This is a genomic window from Halomonas sp. TG39a, assembly GCF_000744395.1.
GTDB classification, from domain to species: domain Bacteria; phylum Pseudomonadota; class Gammaproteobacteria; order Pseudomonadales; family Halomonadaceae; genus Vreelandella; species Vreelandella ventosae_B.
This window is the reverse complement of record NZ_JQLV01000001.1, coordinates 697,578-714,987: the sequence shown is the minus strand read 5'-3', so window position 1 is coordinate 714,987 and position 17,410 is coordinate 697,578. Positions and strand designations below refer to the sequence as shown.

Below are 17,410 nucleotides of genomic sequence, written 5' to 3'. Positions count from 1 at the left end.
CAGACAGAAACCACCAAGCCAACTGTCTGTTGTGGGAGGCCGCTTCCAGCGGGCGAAGGTACCCCGGTGTTGTCAGGCTGGCAGCCTAAACGGTCGCGAGCTAAAGCTACCTCCCACAGGTCAACTGTCAGGCTGACAGAAATAATTCCATACCGAATGACGAAGAGCCTCATTTAGGTGGCAAGCCACTAAGGAAATTTCTATGTCTTCAGCGCAGCAACTGCTCTTAACCGCCATCCGTTGCGATATCGACAACCTTACCCACCTTGCCACCACCGCCGATATAGTCGGTGATATTAGCCGCTTTATTCATATGCTCCAGCGTGAACGGGGCGCCTCGACGATTTACCTTGTCTCCCAAGGTCAACGCTTCAAAACCCGCCGCGACACCTACCGGGAGCACAGCCAGCAGGCTGAGACATTAATGCGCCAACGGCTGGAAGCGCTCAGCGAGGAGGCTCGCCCTCAGGCCGCCGCGCGCTTACTGCGCCGGATTGCTGCCGTTTGGTACGCCCTAGACGAACTTGGCGCGCTTCGCCAGGCCATCGATACCTTTGCCATCACGCCCGATGCGGCGACACAGGCATTTAACCAGTTAACTAGCGGGCTGCTGGCCATTGTGTTTGAGGCCGCAGACACCTCTATAGATCCTGATATTACCCGCACGCTAGTGGCCATTTTCCACTTGATGCAGGGCAAAGAGCTGGCTGGCCAGGAACGCGCCTGCGGCGCTTTTGGCTTTACCCATGGCCACTTCGACGAGCCCCATCGCGCGCTGCTCAATCAACTCATGGCAGATCAACAGCGCTGCTTTGACACCTTTGTCGAGTTCGCGACACCTGAAGCGCAGCAGGCCTGGCAAAAGGAGCTTTCACCACGCACGCTGTCAGGTATCTGCCAACTGAGAGACACTGCCTGCCAGCGCTCATCGACAACGCCATCACCCTCCAAAGAGACACCTGATACGTTGGGTGAAACCTGGTACGAATTGACCACCCTGCGTATCGACTCAATGAAAAGGGTTGAAGATGCGCTGATCTCACAGCTGAGCGTACTGTGCCACCGCAAAATCGCCCAAGCGCAAGACGCTTTAGAGAAAACTAAAACGCAGCCTTGTACTTATGCACCTGCGCCGTGCGAACAACTGCTGGCGCTTAATGATGGGCAACCGTTAGGCGATCTGACCGCCAACGCCCTCACCTCACCATTAGGCCGCTCGCTAATTGAACTTACCCAAGCCCAGGCCAGCCGTTTGCAGGGGCTTAGCGATGAGTTGGAAAATACCCGCAAAGCGCTGCGTGAACGCAAACTGATTGAACGCGCCAAAGGGCTGATCATGGCCCACCAGGACATGAGCGAAGAAGAGGCCTACCGCTTTCTGCGTAAAACCTCGATGGATCAGAGCAAAAGCATGGCGGATATGGCCCAAGCAATACTGGATCTCTCAGCGATGCTAAAGCGTAAAGATGCTAAAACCTAACGCTGATGGGCATTCCCGTTAATGATTAATGAGCAGTGCCGTACCTGGCGGATCAAGGGATGTTTGCAGGATGGCATGAGGTTAGCCATGCTTAAGACTTAACTGTCTAAACGAGCAAGGAGCGCACCCCATGCATAACGGCGTGCTATTAATTACCGGCGCATCCAGCGGCATTGGCGCAGCCACCGCCCGAGCAGCCGCACGTGAAGGCTACAAACTGGTGCTGGCCGCCCGTTCTAGCGACAAGCTCACCGCACTTGCTCAAGAGCTGGGGCCGGAAAACGTGCTGACCTGCGAGCTAGACGTGACCAACATGGAGCAGCAACAAGCCATGGTCGAGCAGGCACTGGAAACCTTTGGTCGGCTGGATGCCGTCTTTGCCAACGCTGGCCGTGGCGGCTCACCCGGCGGCTTTAGCGAGGCTGACCACAACGCATGGCGTGAGATGATCCTTACCAACATCTACGGCGTGGGCCTCACTATCCAGGCTTGCTTGCCTGCCCTTAAACGTAGCAAAGGCCATGTGTTATTAACCGGTTCAGCGGCAGGCCGCACGACTATTCCAGGCTCTATGTATAGCGCAACCAAATGGGCGGTCACGGGAATCGGCTACAACCTGCGCGAAGAGCTCCGCGGTACAGGCATGCGCGTCACGCTGATCGAACCGGGAATGGTCGACACGCCCTTTTTTGATGAACCCCCAACACATGCCTTAGAGGATCGCGACATTGCCAATGCGGTGGTTTACGCGCTTGCACAGCCTGCCCATGTAGATGTGAATGAAATTCTTATTCGCCCCACCCCGCCGCTTGAGTGAATGTTTATGGTGCAGCGAACACCACCTGCACAATCCACACCTTGCAATTCACCTGCACTGGCCGCATAACGTGTAATTACCAAGCGCGCTAAGTAATTTTTTCACTCTACGCGCCCACGAATTTATTTGCAGGTGACCCATGAGCCAACTCGCTTCCACGGCACTTTCCGTCCTCGACCTGGCACCTATTCGTCAGGGGGGCAGCGCCGCTGAGACCTTCCGCGATAGCGTTGCCCTTGCACAATTAACCGAGCGGCTAGGCTTTACCCGTTACTGGCTCGCTGAGCACCACAATATTGCCGGTATCGCCAGCGCCGCCACCGCGGTACTGATTGGTCATATTGCCGGACAAACGTCCACTATCCGCGTAGGTAGCGGTGGCATTATGCTGCCTAACCATCCGCCGCTGGTGATTGCCGAGCAGTTCGGCACCCTGGAAACGCTCTACCCTGGCCGTATTGACCTGGGCTTAGGGCGTGCGCCGGGCTCGGATGGCGCCACCATGCAGGCGATGCGGCGCAACGCCCATGCGGGGGTCGACGATTTTCCACAACTGCTTAACGAGCTGCGCAGCTACTTAGCCGATGCAGAGCCCCAGCAGCGCGTGAAAGCGGTGCCTGGCCAGGGTACCCATGTGCCTATTTGGTTGCTGGGCTCCAGCGGCTACAGCGCACAGCTGGCGGCTAAGCTGGGCCTACCCTTTGCGTTTGCTGCTCAGTTTGCGCCGGGTTATTTATTTGAAGCCCTGCGCTTATATCGCGACAACTTCCGTCCATCGCAACACCTCGACAAGCCCCACGCCATGGTCGGCCTACCGGTGATGGCCGCAGAGAGCGACGCGATGGCTCACTACCTGGCCACGACCGCGCAGCAGAAGTTTTTAAACCTGATCCGCGGCAAGCCAACTCAGTCACAGCCACCGGTTGAGCAACTGGATTGGTCCCCGGTTGAGCAGGCCCAAGTCAGCCAGTTTTTAGGCGCGGCGATTATTGGTGGGCCAGAGACGGTGAAAGCGGAGCTGGAGGAGTTCCAAGCGCGCACTGGCGCCGATGAGCTTATGATTAATAGCGATTTTTATAACCACGCTGACCGCCTGCGTAGCTACGAAATTGTGGCTGAGGCAGCCCGTTAAGCGCTTCGCTGTACAGGATACTTATGACCACACTCGCTTTCTCTCCAATGACGGATGACGATTTTGCTGCTTTCTGGCCAACTTTCCAAGCCATTGTCGCAGCGCAAGAAACCTATGCGTTTGATCCCGATATCAGCTTTGAAGCTGCCCGTCAGCTATGGTGTAAAACGCCTAATGCGAGTGTGGTTGCCAAAGATGAAAATGGCCAAGTGCTGGGTGCCTACTACTTAAAAGCCAACGCGGCAGGCCCTGGTGGCCATGTATGCAACTGTGGCTATATGGTCACCCCTGCCGCACGGGGCAAAGGCGTAGCGCGTGCCATGTGTGAGCACTCCCAGCAACAGGCACGCGAACTAGGGTTTCTAGCCATGCAGTACAACGCCGTGGTAGCCACCAATGAAGTCGCCGTCGCCTTATGGCAGAAACTTGGGTTTAGCATTGTCGGTACCGTTCCTAATGCCTACCGTCATGCGCACCTTGGGTTTGTCGACACTTATGTGATGCATAAGACACTTTAACCGTTACGTTTAAGGTAACGATTGAAAGCACTGGCTTGAGTTAGGGGTTTACGCTCCTAATTCAGCCTTTGTTTCTTCCCTCCTTTACTCTACCCTCTTTCACTATAGAAATTAAAGCCCCTCTTTTAATCATCGAAAAAGCCTAAAAGCTTTTATTTTAAATAAAACTTAATACAAAAACTCTTCAAATAGCAAGCAAACATTTAACTATACAACTTTATCGTGATTAAGCATTTAAAAATATAATACATTAAAAACAGCTTAATTAACCCGCCAGCTTACCAAGCAATTGGTACCTTTTAAAACTCCCCTAGACACCAATTCAGGTGCGGGGAGTATTAGGAGAAGTATCAATGCAAAATATATCAGTTAAGAGAGTGATTGCTGGCGCACTGATTGTGCTTTTAGCCATGCTTATCATTTTGGGTGGCATGGGCGCCATGGCAGAACGCGAAGGTGCACAGCTGCTGGCAGAAATTAATGAGATCAGCGCTCAACAAGCGAGTGCTGCTAATCGTGCAGAAACAAATCTAATGGAAATGCGGGTCAGGCTAGAGCGCATGTCACAGCACTACCGCAATGGCAACGAAAACTATGCTGAGCGTGCGCTAGGAGAAGCGCTGGTGGGTTTGGAGAACTCCGACCAGCGTATTGCAGAACTTACTCGCCTTGAACTCCCAAGCGATTCTGATCGTCGCCCGCTAATCGATGCAATTGTCGATAGTTACAACCTTATTGTCACTGACACCTTACGAAGTGATTTAGCCAATGAGCGTTATGAGGCACTGGACGAATACCGTGATCCCATGAATCAGAAGTTCTCCGGCTTTAGCACTGCGATCAGTAATTTTAATGACTATGCACTGAGCAGAGGCAACCAAGTTCTCTCAGAAGCACAGCGCGACAGCATCATTTTTGGTATTACCGTAGGCGTTCTCACTTTAACCGCGATTGTGCTCTATATTGTGGTACAAATAATTATTAATCGGCTCGTTATCAGCCCCCTACAGCGGGCAGTCAGCATTTGCGAAAACATTGCAAAGGGGGATTTGACCAGCCATATCGACGACCTAGGGCGTAACGAGATCGGTCGCCTTTATAGCGCCATGGAGGATATGCAAGAGCGTCTGGAAGAGATGATTGGCACACTCAATCAAAGTAGCGAAGCCGTCGCCTCTAGCTCCAAGCAAATCGCTAGCGGCAGCCAAGACCTCGCCTCACGTACCGAGCAACAAGCTGCGGCTTTGCAGCAAACTGCTGCGAGTATGGATGAAATTTCATCGATTGTGCGGCAGAACGCGGATACCGCTGGTCAAGCACAGCAGCTAACCCAAGACGCAGCACAACAGGCGAATACCGGCAAACAGGCCTCTGAGCGCACTAGCCTACTGATGCGCGAACTGGAAGAAACCTCACACAAAGTCAACGATATTGTGCAGGTGATTGATTCGATCGCCTTTCAAACCAATATTCTGGCGTTGAATGCGTCGGTGGAAGCTGCCCGGGCAGGCGAACATGGCAGAGGGTTTGCAGTGGTGGCCAGCGAAGTCCGCTCATTAGCCACAAAAACGTCCACCTCTTCGAAAGAAATACGCACCATGATTGAAGATATCTCGCAGCGTATTGTGGTGGGTGCGGAACAAGCAGCGAAAAATGGCCATGATATGGCGGAAATTAACGAAGCAATTCGTAAAGTGACGGAAATGATGCAAGAGCTGGCTCTCGCCGCAAAAGAGCAGGAGTCGGGCATTAGCCAAGTGAGTACGGCAGTTTCTCAAATGGATTCCGCCACTCAGGAAAATGTTTCGTTGGTTGAAGAAACCAGTACGGCATCTGCATCACTCCAGGATGAAGCCACCCGTCTGGCCGAGTTAGTCACCACCTTCAAACTGAAGCGCGTGACTAATAGTGGTGCGGAAAGCCCCGCTGTCACTAGCTCGCAGCAGAAGTTTGCAACTACTCGCGCTTATCCATCTAAACAATTGCCTAGCGCCACGCCCGATTGGGAAGAGTTTTAGGCCACACTTCGGGGCCAGCTCGGCTGGCCCTTTTGCCACTGAGTTGCCACTAACGTTAATAAAAAATAACAACCAGTTAAATGCAAATATCGACAGAATAAGGTACGTTTTCCTACATAATGACAATTAAGTAAGTCACTCCTTTCCTATGTAATGGCAAATTATGTCTGTTGATACTTGGTTGTTTTCACGCTTCTCGTTGCGCTCTCGGTTTATTGCCCTGATTGCCACATTGGTGTTTGCCACGACGCTGCTACTGGGCTGGGTGGCATCGCGTGAATCAGCACAGCAAATGGAAGCCAATATTGGTAATGCAGCCTCTGAAGCCGCCTATCAAATGGTGGATAAGCTGGATCGCAGCATGGACGCACGCATCAAAGAGGTAAAACTCCTATTAGGTATGCAGGCGCTCACTAATGACACCACTACTAGCGCTCTACGGGAGCAGCTAGAGCGCCTGCAAGACAACCACAACGTCGTTTCGTGGATTGGCTTTACCGACCCAGAAGGTACTGTTCAAGCAGCTACTGGAGGAATTTTAGAAGGCGTTTCGATAGCGCAAAGGCCCGTATTTATTGAAGGACGCGAGGCACTCTGGATAGGCGATGTTCATGAAGCAGTGCTACTCGCTCAACTACTGCCTAACCCCAGCGGCGAAGAGCTTAAATTTGTCGATATTGCCACTCCAGTGTATGACCGCAATGAGGAACTCCAGGGCGTTCTGGCGGTACATTTGAGTTGGGAGTGGGCCGAATATATTCAGCAATCCATGTTTTCGCCCGCTAAGCAGCGGCAAGATAACGAAATACTACTACTTTCAGCCAATGGTACCGTACTGCTCGGGCCAGAGGCACTGATGGGAAAACCGTTAGGCAGCCTTGAACACCTACCTAGCCCTACCAATACATCGCCACAATGGGCCATTGAAACCTGGCCCAATGGCGAGAAATTTGTCACCGGCTATGCGCGCAGCAGTGGCTTTGAGGACTTTCCTGGATTGGGATGGATAGCCATTACCCGTAACCCCGTCGCATCAGCCTTTGCCCCTGTAGAGCAGCTTCAGGCAGCCATTATGGGCATAGGCATTCTACTGGCGCTGCTATTTGCAATGATTGGTTGGGTGATTGCCTCTCGAATGGTGGCTCCTCTCACCCGCTTAGCCAGGGCCGCCGATCAAATACAGGAGGGTGAGCACGCCGATTGTATTCCCCCGGAAAGCGGCTCTCCTGAAATGAAACGCCTATCGACCTCTATGCGTAACATGGTTAGCCGCTTGCTGGATCAACGGCAAACGATCCATCGTTTGGAGGATTTAGCCAATACCGACCCGCTAACAGGCCTGCCTAACCGTTCGTTTCTTAATCAATACCTGCAGCTGGCCATCCCAGAGGCTGAAAGAAACCAGCAAAGCATGGTGGTGATGTACATCGACCTGGATGGTTTCAAACAGGTCAACGATGAGCTCGGCCACCACGCCGGGGATCTGCTGCTCATTGAAGTCACTCAGCGGCTGAAAAACGCTCTGCGCAGTGGCGATGTGGTGGCACGCCTGGGTGGCGATGAATTCGTCATGGTACTTAAAACCAAGCCAGAACACCTGGAAATGCTTACTCACGAGGTTAGTAGGCGTTTACTTACTGCTATCGCTCAACCGATTTTATTACCCGAAAATAAGCGCGCTCACGTGGGCTGTAGCTTGGGCGCTGCTTGGTGGCCGCACCACGGTTTGCATATTGAGACGGTGCTAAAACTTGCGGATAGCGCCCTGTACGCAGCCAAAAGCAAAGGTAAGCACCAGCTAGTGATTCACAAGCCTGAGCCCTTTTAATTTCAAACCCAGGCCATAAAGCTCAAACGCTAGTCCTTCATATCAAAACAGTGCTGCAACTGCTGCTCAGCGGCTTCGCTGCCCATTGCCGTTAACTTAGCAATATTGCGCTTAGGGATAGCGTCGGTATCGCCGTAAAACTCAATCGCTTTTTCGACGCTCTCTTCGCGCAGCAGATGCACCATGGCATAGGGGGAGCGGTTGGTATAGTTAGCGGCGTCATCCGGCTCAGCACCGTCAAAACAGTAATCGGGATGGAAGGTAGCGAGCTGATAGATCCCTTCATACCCCTGGTCGACCAGGATGCTCTCGGCCAGCTCAACAAAATCCAGATAGTGATCAAAGCTTTTGAACAGCGTTGGAAATACCAGCAGCGTGGTTTCTGTTGCTGGGTGCTCGTCCAGCCACTGCACCTCGACCATTAACTCCTCAAGCGCCACTTCGATTTTCTTGGAGCGCACGACCTCAACGCGGACAGCTTCGCGCGAGAGCTCCCGCTGAGCGAACGGGCAAATATCATGCGCTACAATGAAGGTGCGCACCCAGTTCAGGGTTTGCACCACTATTTGGTTGTCTGCGTGCATAGCACCCTCTTTACTCCATTAGGTCGGCTGATAGCCAACACACCGCGGGCGGCAGTTTATCAATGGTTAACAGCTAATGTGTGTGACTAATGCTTCTTTACGCACTATACGTGCTCTTGGTAACGCTTCAGGGCGACTTCGTAAGATTTATGAATATGGTCATCCATTAATTCTCGCGCCATTTTAGCATCACGCTGCAGTGCCAGCTCCACGAGTTGATGATGCTGTTCATCCAGCTCCTGGCGAATCGTCGGCATTTTTGGGCCCAGACGCCGGTAGCGGTCAAATTGATCATGCAACTGCTCAATAAAGCGTAGTAACCAGACCGACCCACACGGCGCCACCAACGTACGGTGAAACTGGGTATGCAGATGCTCCCACTCCTCGCCTTTATCCAAGGTAATATCGGCCCGTTTCAGGCGATGCGCGGCGGCCAACAAATCGGCCTCCCAAAGCGAGTCGCCGTTAGCGATAGCCCGCTCGAGCGCCATTCCCTCCATTTCCAAGCGCATCTGAGCAATATCGTCCAGCTCATCACGCGACAACTTCGGCACCCGAAAGCCGCGCTGGTTCTCCTGCACCAGCAATCCATAGGCCGCCAGTTTATTGAGCGCTTCACGTAACGGGCTTAAACCGACCTGATAGCGATCTTTAAGCGCATTGATCGCGAGCTTTTCGCCGGCAACAAAACGCCCGCCGACTAAATCTTTGCGCAAATTATCAAATACACGGCTTGATGCTGTCCCGGCTAGCCCAGCTGGCCCTGCTGACTTAGGTAAAGAATTATTCATGACGATGTCCTTTATGCATCTCAGCTCCCGCTGTCCATTCCGTATCCACTGTTGACGTCGGATCGAGCACTACCTATATTCTATTTTAGACAAGATAATCGATTTTTTAATCTACAAACGATAAATAAGGCTCGGGTATGCTTTTAATCTCCTCATCGGCTTTACGGGATATGCGTCCATGAAACCACCCGCCGTTACCTGGCAACTGTTCTGGGCCTTTTTCCGTATCGGCATTTTTGGTTTCGGCGGCGGTCCAGCCATGATTCCTTTAGTGCGCGCCGAAGTCGTCACCCGCCACCACTGGCTTACTGATGAAGAGTTTGCCGATGTGCTGGCGATTGGCAATACCTTACCCGGCCCTATTGCGACCAAAATGCCCGGCTACATTGGCTACCGCGTAGGCGGCGTAATCGGCTGTATCGCCGCCGTTATTGCCATCATCGTGCCAATGATCGTGGCGATGATTGTTATGTTAGGCATTTTCAGCCGCTACCGCGATGTGGCATGGATTCGCGGTATGGGCCAAGCGGTCGTGCCCGTGGTCATGGTTATGATGGCACAGCTCACGTGGGATTTTTTTGATAAATCCCAGGCTGCCTTAGGCTGGCTGGCAAGCGCCATAATGGCAATCGTGGCCGCTGGGCTAATTTACTGGCTTGGTATTCACCCTGGCTGGGTGATTGGCGCCATTCTCGTTGCCGCCCTGCTACGCCCCTCAGGCACTAAACCTTCGGGAACTAAAAAAGCGGAGGGGCGCGCATGATTTATTGGGATCTCTTTTTAGCGTTTTTTATCCCTAACATTATTGGTTACGGCGGTGGCCCAGCGATTATCCCACTGATTGAGGCCGAGGTGGTGGGCCGCTATGGCTGGATGACGTCCCAGGCCTTTGCTGAAACATTAGCCTTAGGCAATGCGCTACCCAGCCCCATCGCCACCAAAATGGCAGGCTATGTGGGCTATGAAGTAGCCGGGGCTGGTGGCGCTTTCATCGCCGTGGCCGCCACCGTGATCCCCACATTGCTCTTGATGCTAGGCGCACTGGGGCTGCTGTACCGCCACCGTGACTCACCCCGCGTTAAGCGCATGAGCCAGTGGGTTCGCCCAGTTATCGCCATGATGATGGCCTGGCTGACCTTGGGGTTTCTGCTCGAAAGCCTCGACAACAGCGGTGCTATCCACACGCTGGTTATTGGTGTAGTGGCGGCTATTGCACTGATTCGCTTCAAAACACATCCCGCCTTTGTGGTCATGGGCGCCCTGGTTTATGGAGCCTTACTTCTCGGCTAACACCCACTTGCAGGTGCTTTTGCAAGACAACAAGAACCCGACAACGGGACCACGCGCTCACAACGTCGCCGCAGTAAAGGCGGCATCCCACAACACCAACCCTAATCTATAAAGGTGTATAAGAATGACGCGTTCAACATTTACTCTAAGCACTACATTAGCTGCCATCGGACTTGCGTCTAGTATGGCGTTCACCACCACGGTACAAGCTGACTATCCTGAGCAGGATGTACGCTTGATCATCCCGTACGGCCCGGGGGGAGCAACTGACATACTCTTCCGGCTGATTTCTCAGGAAGCCGAAAAGAGCCTTGGAGAGTCCATCGTTCCGGTCAATATGGCGGGTGCAGGGGCAACATTAGGGTCACGTAACGTAAAAGATGCTGACCCCGACGGCTACACGCTGCTGGGCAGCCACGACACCATTGCGCTTTCAAAACTAGCGGGCACCGTCGACTACTCATTTGATGCCTTCGAACCCATCGCACTGCTCACCCAAACCATCAATATTCCCACCGCCCATGCCAATCATCCTGTGCAGAGCGCCGACGAAATAGCTGACTTTGTTCGCGAAAACCCAGGCCAAGTGCGTTTCAGCATGATCCCCAGCTCCACTGACCACTTCTTCTGGGCGCAGTTCTTCCAGGAAACGGGCATCGATATGGCAGATGTACGCTTAGTGGGTTACCCAGATACCGGAGAGCAGGTATCGGCTCTAATGGCGGAGGAGGTTGATTTCGCAATGTTCAACCTTCCCTCGGGCGGCGCGTTCTTTGAGGACGGCACCTTCCGCGCTCTAGGCATCGCTCATCCGGAGCGTCTCGATAGCATGCCGGATGTGGCCACCCTGCGCGAACAAGGCATTGAGATGGATCACTCCACTAGCCGTGGTATTTTTGCTCCCAAAGGCACACCTCAAGAAGTTCTCGACACCATCGCTGATGCATACGAGCAGGCTCTTGAGAATGAAGAGGTACAAAGCCGTATCGAGAATGAATTTGGCTCTGTGGTGAGATTTCTAGCGGGTGATGATTATCAAGCGTTCTTGGATGACAACGAAGCGGCCCTCTCTGCTGCTGCCGAAAACATCGATTTCCAGAACTGAGGACGCATCCCTCTAGCCCTCGTAGCTACTTGGGCTAGCTACTTGGGCTAGAGCCATCCGGAGGCATCGCTAATGCTTACACTAACGAAAGACCGCGCCTTGGCGCTGGTACTGCTCTTGATTGTGGCCGTCATGTGGATGGAATCAGGCAGCATTGCGCCTCCTACCAGTTGGCAGCCCTATGGGTCGGCGCTGTTCCCACGCATTTTATTGGTAGTGATCGGGGGGCTGTCGTTAATGATTTTGGTGCGCTCATTATTAGTAAAAGTGCCTGAGCGTGCGGGCGCAAAACAGCTTCTCACAGATTGGTTTAAGAGCCGACGCACTATAGTCGCGCTATTCCTACTGTTTGGACTTTATGCCGCGTTACTCCCCTTAGTGGGTTATATCGCGGCCACGATAGGTTTCTTAGTCGCCTCTCTTGCCCTGTTGATGGGCACCAATACACGACGCAAGTGGATCATTAATCTCACTCTCAGTTTCACCCTGACGCTGGTGATTTTTGTGGTTTTCCGCTTCGGCCTGAATGTATGGCTGCCTTAACCTGTGGAGTAAATAATGACTAACTTTTTCCTCCAGGCGCTCGCGGAGGTCGGCACGCCATCGGTTTTGGGCCTGATCGTTATCGGAGTGCTGTTTGGGATTATTGGCGGCAGCATTCCTGGTTTCACCGTCACCATGGCCATCCTGGTGGTCTTCCCTTTCACTTTTGCGATGGATCCGGTGAGTGGGGTCTCGTTGATGGTCGGTGTGTTTGTGGGCGGCTACTCAGGAGGAATTGTATCGGGCGTAATGCTCGGCATCCCCGGCACTCCCTCCTCCATCACTACTGTTTATGATGGCTACCCCATGGCGCAGAAAGGCGAGCCTGGCCGTGCATTGGGGATTGGTGTTGCAGCTTCGTTTTTAGGCACCTTGATCAGCGTGGCGGTGCTCGTCTTTTTCGGGCCGCTGATTGCCAGCTTTAGCATGAACTTTCGTCCGTGGGAGATCACCGCACTGATTGTGTTCGCCCTAACGCTTGTGGCGGGGCTCTCCAGCGGTGCACTACTCAAAGGCCTGATGGCCGCGGCTTTAGGGCTTTTAATCACTACTGTGGGCTATGACCGCAACAGCAATCTGCGCTTTGATTTTGGCCTACCCGCACTAGGTTCAGGGTTTGAAATCCTACCGGTGATGATTGGTATTTTTGCGTTCTCACAACTACTGGGCAATATCGAAAAGCTAAAAGATGAGAAGAGCGGTGCCCAAAAAATCGATACCAATGTAACGATTCCCTACGGCCAAATACTCAAAGATATGGCGGGGCAAAAGCTCAATACGCTGCGTTCTTCTTTAATTGGCAGCTTGGTGGGCGCGCTACCTGGCACGGGTGGCACCGTGGCGAACTTCTTGAGTTACGACCAGGCTAAGAAATTCTCTCGACATCCTGAAGAGTTTGGCACCGGCACCCCGAGTGGCATCGTGGCATCTGAAGCCTCAAATAGCGCGGTGGCGGGTGGCGCTTTTGTGCCCACACTGGCGCTGGGGATACCCGGCGATTTGCCTATGGCGATCATGATGGGGGTACTGATTCTGCATGGCATTACGCCAGGGCCAATGATGTTTGAACAAAATCCGGTATTGGTCGGCGCCATTTATGCCAGCCTGCTGATTGGCGCGGTTGTCATGGTACTTTGCAACCTACTGCTGGTGCGCTGGTTTGCCAAAATATCGCTGATCCCCCAACAGATCCTCGTCCCCGTGGTGCTAATGCTGTGTGCCATTGGCGCCTACGCCTTGAATAACAACCTGTTTGATATCTGGGTGCTATTCATTTTCGGAATCATCGGCTACCTGCTCTGGAAGGCGGAAGTACCGCTCACCCCGCTGATACTTGGCGTAGTGCTTGGCGACAATCTTGAGCGCCAACTATTCCGGGCCTTAGAACTTAATGAAAGCTGGTTAACGTTCTTAACTCGGCCTCTCTCTGCGCTTTTCTTAGCATTAGCTGTCGCTTCTATTCTATTTTCGCTCTATCAAGATCGTAAAATTCAGCGCTTAAAGAGCGCCAGTCAGCAAGAGAACATTTGATGCGTAAATAAGTTTAGTCAACAACATTCTTTTAATAGGAAACTGTTATGCAACAAGACGCACTCTACTACCCCAGCGCCTCGCGCCGAATGGCAACCTTCGGTAAGCGTGGCATGGTGGCGACCTCACAACCGCTAGCCGCCCAGGTGGGCATTAGCATATTGCAGCAAGGCGGCAATGCGATTGACGCTGCCATTGCTACGGCAGCTGCATTAACCGTGGTTGAACCGACCTCTAATGGAATCGGCAGCGACGCCTTTGCCATTGTCTGGGTCGACGGCAAGCTACATGGCCTCAACGCCAGCGGCCCTGCCCCACAAGCAGCCACTATTGAAGCACTTAAAGCACTTGGCCACGACGCTATTCCTAATCACGGCATGCTGCCTGTCACAGTGCCTGGCGCCCCGGCTGCCTGGGCGGCGCTGTCTGAGCGCTTCGGTAAGCTGCCGTTTGCAACGTTGTTAGCGCCTGCGATTGCATTGGCCGATGAGGGCTTCCCGGTATCTCCCGTGATTCATCAGATGTGGAAAGAAGCTTTCAACACCTACTCGGCTTACGACGAGACTGCCTTCAAACCCTGGTTTGATACTTTCGCCCCCGAAGGACGAGCACCGGAAGCAGGCGATCTATGGCGATCTGAAGGCCATGCAAAAAGCCTAAAAGCGATTGCTGATACCCACGCCAAAGCCTTTTACGAGGGCGAGTTGGCCGAGGCCATTGACGCTTTTTCCAGGGAGCATGGCGGCTTGTTACGCAAAGAAGACCTGGCCGCTTATCAGCCAGAGTGGGTTGACCCGATTAGCGTGCGCTACAAAGGCCACGACATTTGGGAAATCCCACCCAATGGCAGCGGCATGATTGCACTACAAGCATTGGGGATGCTGGAGCACCTGGGCGAAGCGGGAGGCGATCAGGTCGAAATCCTGCACCGTCGTATTGAAGCTACCAAACTGGCCTATGTCGATGGCTTTGCCCACATTACCGATCTCGACGCCATGCGCCCAAGCATTGCGCAGATGCTTGACGATGAGTACTTAAAATCTCGTGCCTCACTGATCAACGAGCAGGCCGTTGACCCCGTACACGGCAACCCAATCAAGGGGGGCACCGTTTACCTGGCAACCGCAGATGATGAAGGCAATATGGTGTCATTCATTCAAAGCAACTTTAAAGGCTTTGGTTCGGGCATGGTAGTGCCCGGCACTGGCATCAGCCTGCAAAACCGTGGCTGGTCGTTCTCGCTTGATCCGCAGCATCCTAATGCCTTGGCGCCAGGCAAACGCACTTATCACACCATCATTCCAGGCTTTATCACCAAAGATAATCAAGCCGTTGGGCCTTTTGGTGTGATGGGCGGCTATATGCAGCCCCAGGGTCATGTGCAGGTAGTCACGGCCATGCTTGAAGATCAGCTCAACCCTCAGGCAGCGCTCGATATGCCACGCTGGAAGTGGACCAAAGGCAAAACCATTGAAGTCGAAGCCGACTTCCCCAACCACTTAGCCCTGGCGCTGGCCCGCCGCGGCCACGACATCGTCAAAGTTGCTGATTCCATCAGTTTTGGCCGTGGCCAAATCATTCTGCGCGCCCCTGATACAGGTGTACTGCAAGGTGGCACCGAGCCGCGCACCGATGGGGCAGTATTGCCTTGGTAAGTCGTTTATCTGGCAAGATCCTGCCCCACTAAACGTTATCCGCCGCGTTGCCGTTGAAGGCAACCGGCGGTTGTTATCTAGCTATCCTTACTCAATCCCCGCATCATGGCAGTTCCCTTATGCTAGGTAATCGCCCGTCATTTTATGCCTCCTTCTGAAACTACCTCTTCTTCGCCTGTGAGCGGTTTTTTTGGCGTCTTTCGCTATAGTCGCCGTGCCCTGGGCTTGGTCTGGGAAACCTCCCGCTGGATGATGCTGGGCTTAGCGCTGTGTACCCTGGTCGCCGGGGTTCTGCCTGCCGTGGCCGCCTGGGTGGGCCAGTTAATTGTAGACGGGGTGGTGAGCGCGATGGAGGCTCACCAAGCAGCCACTGACCCCAACCTGCTGGTGTCCATTACGCCAGTGCTAAAACTAGTGGGTATTGAAGCCGTTATTATTGCGCTCATCGCCCTTGCCCAGCGCGGCCTTTCGGCCCAGCAGTCTTTGTTGCGCGCGCTACTGGGGCAGAAGGTCAATGTGATGATTCTGGAGAAAGCCGGCCAGCTGTCACTTAGCCAATTTGAGGATTCAGAGCTTTACGACCAACTCACGCGCGCACGCCGTGAAGCCTCTACGCGCCCCCTTGCCCTGGTGAATAAAACCTTTGGACTGCTGCAAAACGCTATCTCACTAGGCAGCTTCGGGGTGCTGCTAGTGCAGTTTTCCCCTTGGGCGCTGCTGATCTTGGTGGCAGGCGCCCTGCCAGTATTTATCTCGGAAGCCAAATTTTCGGGCGATGCCTTTCGGTTGTTCCGCTGGCGCTCACCGCAAACCCGTATGCAGATCTATTTAGAAACGGTGCTGGCAAGGGAAGACAGCATTAAAGAGGTCAAACTGTTTGGCCTTGAAAGGCTATTTCTCAAACGCTATCGAGATATCTTTACCCAGCTATTTGCCGAAGACCGCCGCTTAACGTTACGCCGTGAAAGCTGGGGGTTTCTACTCGGTTTGCTGGGCACCTTAACCTTCTACGCTGCTTACGCTTGGGTAGTGATTGAAACGATTGCCGGAGCGCTTACCCTGGGTCAAATGACCATGTACCTAATGGTTTTTAAACAGGGTCAAGCAGCGCTCTCCGCCAGCCTGACGGCCATTAGTGGTATGTACGAAGATAACCTCTACCTCTCCAATCTTTATGAGTATCTGGAGCAGCCGGTGGAGGGCGGGGACGGTACGCTCACCCAGGGTACACTGCCCGGCGACGGACTCCGTTTCGAACATGTTAGCTTCTCCTACCCCGGCGGTGCCGATGTTCTTCACGATATCTCGCTGCATCTATGCCCTGGTCAAAGCTTGGCTTTAGTCGGCGAAAACGGCTCAGGCAAGACTACCCTTATCAAACTGCTAACACGTCTCTATCACCCTACCCAGGGGCGGATTCTGTTAGATGGCAGCGACCTACGGGAGTGGAGCACTCAAGCACTGCGTGAGCGCACCGGCGTGATCTTTCAAGATTTTGTGCGTTATCAACTACAGGTGGGCGAAAACCTGGGCGTTGGCGATACCCACGCCTTTAACGACGAACAGCGCTGGCAACGCGCCGCCCAACACGGTATGGCCGATGAGTTTATTACCCGCATGGCCAGCGGCTACCAAACGCAGCTAGGCCGCTGGTTTAAAAATGGTCAGGAGCTCTCCGGCGGCCAGTGGCAAAAAATTGCCCTCTCAAGGGCTTATATGCGCGAAAACGCTGACATCTTGGTGCTGGATGAACCCACCGCCGCCATGGATGCGGCCGCAGAAGCCGAGATATTCGCCCGCTTTCGCGAGCATAGTCGCGATAAGATGGCGATATTGATCTCCCACCGTTTTTCCACAGTACGCAGTGCTGATCTCATTCTGGTTATTGATCAAGGACATATTATTGAACGCGGCACCCATGAAGAACTCCTGGCCACGGCTGGCCATTATGCGAAACTATTTCAACTACAAGCGGCAGGTTATAAATAAACACTTAAACATAAACAATTCTTATTACAATCATGTTTAAATCGTTACACCGCTAATTAAAACGTGGAACGTGAACAAAAGTCACAAGCGTTACAAAGCTATCGACCTTTCTAATACTTTAAGGGTAATG

15 protein-coding genes are annotated in these 17,410 nt (G+C 53.3%); 13 read left to right on the top strand and 2 right to left on the bottom strand.

Annotation, left to right across the window (positions count from 1 at the left end; genetic code table 11):
* Positions 1–202 precede the first annotated feature (202 nt).
* The 6 genes from U738_RS03075 (at position 203) to U738_RS03050 (ending at position 7,793) form a co-directional block, all read left to right on the top strand.
* Positions 203–1,480 carry a nitrate regulatory protein gene (locus tag U738_RS03075; RefSeq protein WP_035577200.1) on the top strand — a complete coding sequence of 426 codons (1,278 nt, stop codon included), beginning with the start codon at positions 203–205 and terminating at the stop codon, positions 1,478–1,480.
* A 130-nt stretch (positions 1,481–1,610) separates the two neighbouring features.
* Positions 1,611–2,297 carry an SDR family oxidoreductase gene (locus U738_RS03070; RefSeq protein ID WP_035577198.1) on the top strand — a complete coding sequence of 229 codons (687 nt, stop codon included), beginning with the start codon at positions 1,611–1,613 and terminating at the stop codon, positions 2,295–2,297.
* Between the two features lie 139 nt (positions 2,298–2,436).
* Positions 2,437–3,429 (top strand): LLM class flavin-dependent oxidoreductase, encoded by a 993-nt coding sequence (locus U738_RS03065; RefSeq protein WP_035577197.1) that lies wholly within the window; start codon positions 2,437–2,439, stop codon positions 3,427–3,429.
* A gap of 23 nt (positions 3,430–3,452) precedes the next feature.
* Positions 3,453–3,947: a GNAT family N-acetyltransferase gene (locus U738_RS03060; RefSeq protein WP_035577196.1), complete on the top strand. Its 495-nt coding sequence runs from the start codon at positions 3,453–3,455 to the stop codon at positions 3,945–3,947.
* Between the two features lie 353 nt (positions 3,948–4,300).
* Complete coding sequence (locus U738_RS03055; RefSeq protein ID WP_035577195.1) at positions 4,301–5,965, top strand: methyl-accepting chemotaxis protein; 1,665 nt, start codon at positions 4,301–4,303, stop codon at positions 5,963–5,965.
* A gap of 163 nt (positions 5,966–6,128) precedes the next feature.
* The gene (locus U738_RS03050) at positions 6,129–7,793 is read left to right on the top strand and encodes a sensor domain-containing diguanylate cyclase (RefSeq protein ID WP_051912750.1); all 1,665 of its coding nucleotides are present in this window, start codon (positions 6,129–6,131) and stop codon (positions 7,791–7,793) included.
* A gap of 29 nt (positions 7,794–7,822) precedes the next feature.
* On the opposite strand, the gene U738_RS03045 is transcribed toward U738_RS03050, so the two are convergent.
* A complete protein-coding gene (locus U738_RS03045; RefSeq protein ID WP_035577194.1) occupies positions 7,823–8,377 on the bottom strand; it encodes a DUF1415 domain-containing protein in 555 nt (184 codons plus the stop codon).
* A 104-nt stretch (positions 8,378–8,481) separates the two neighbouring features.
* Positions 8,482–9,168 (bottom strand): GntR family transcriptional regulator, encoded by a 687-nt coding sequence (locus tag U738_RS03040; protein ID WP_035577192.1) that lies wholly within the window; start codon positions 9,166–9,168, stop codon positions 8,482–8,484.
* A gap of 178 nt (positions 9,169–9,346) precedes the next feature.
* Between U738_RS03040 and U738_RS03035 the strand changes: the two genes are divergently transcribed.
* From U738_RS03035 to U738_RS03005, 7 genes are all read left to right on the top strand, one after another.
* The gene (locus tag U738_RS03035) at positions 9,347–9,931 is read left to right on the top strand and encodes a chromate transporter (protein ID WP_035577190.1); all 585 of its coding nucleotides are present in this window, start codon (positions 9,347–9,349) and stop codon (positions 9,929–9,931) included.
* Positions 9,928–10,458 (top strand): chromate transporter, encoded by a 531-nt coding sequence (locus tag U738_RS03030; protein WP_035577188.1) that lies wholly within the window; start codon positions 9,928–9,930, stop codon positions 10,456–10,458. The genes U738_RS03035 and U738_RS03030 overlap by 4 nt, the downstream gene beginning before the upstream one ends.
* 124 nt (positions 10,459–10,582) lie before the next feature.
* The gene (locus tag U738_RS03025) at positions 10,583–11,563 is read left to right on the top strand and encodes a Bug family tripartite tricarboxylate transporter substrate binding protein (RefSeq protein ID WP_235208628.1); all 981 of its coding nucleotides are present in this window, start codon (positions 10,583–10,585) and stop codon (positions 11,561–11,563) included.
* Between the two features lie 72 nt (positions 11,564–11,635).
* Positions 11,636–12,106, top strand: a complete 471-nt coding sequence (locus U738_RS03020) for a tripartite tricarboxylate transporter TctB family protein (protein WP_035577186.1) — start codon at positions 11,636–11,638, stop codon at positions 12,104–12,106.
* Between the two features lie 15 nt (positions 12,107–12,121).
* Positions 12,122–13,636 (top strand): tripartite tricarboxylate transporter permease, encoded by a 1,515-nt coding sequence (locus U738_RS03015; protein WP_035577184.1) that lies wholly within the window; start codon positions 12,122–12,124, stop codon positions 13,634–13,636.
* Positions 13,637–13,683: 47 nt separating this feature from the next.
* On the top strand, positions 13,684–15,291 hold the full coding sequence (locus tag U738_RS03010) for a gamma-glutamyltransferase family protein (protein WP_035577181.1): 1,608 nt from the start codon (positions 13,684–13,686) through the stop codon (positions 15,289–15,291).
* A 144-nt stretch (positions 15,292–15,435) separates the two neighbouring features.
* Complete coding sequence (locus U738_RS03005; RefSeq protein ID WP_035577179.1) at positions 15,436–17,280, top strand: ABC transporter ATP-binding protein; 1,845 nt, start codon at positions 15,436–15,438, stop codon at positions 17,278–17,280.
* Positions 17,281–17,410: the final 130 nt, after the last annotated feature.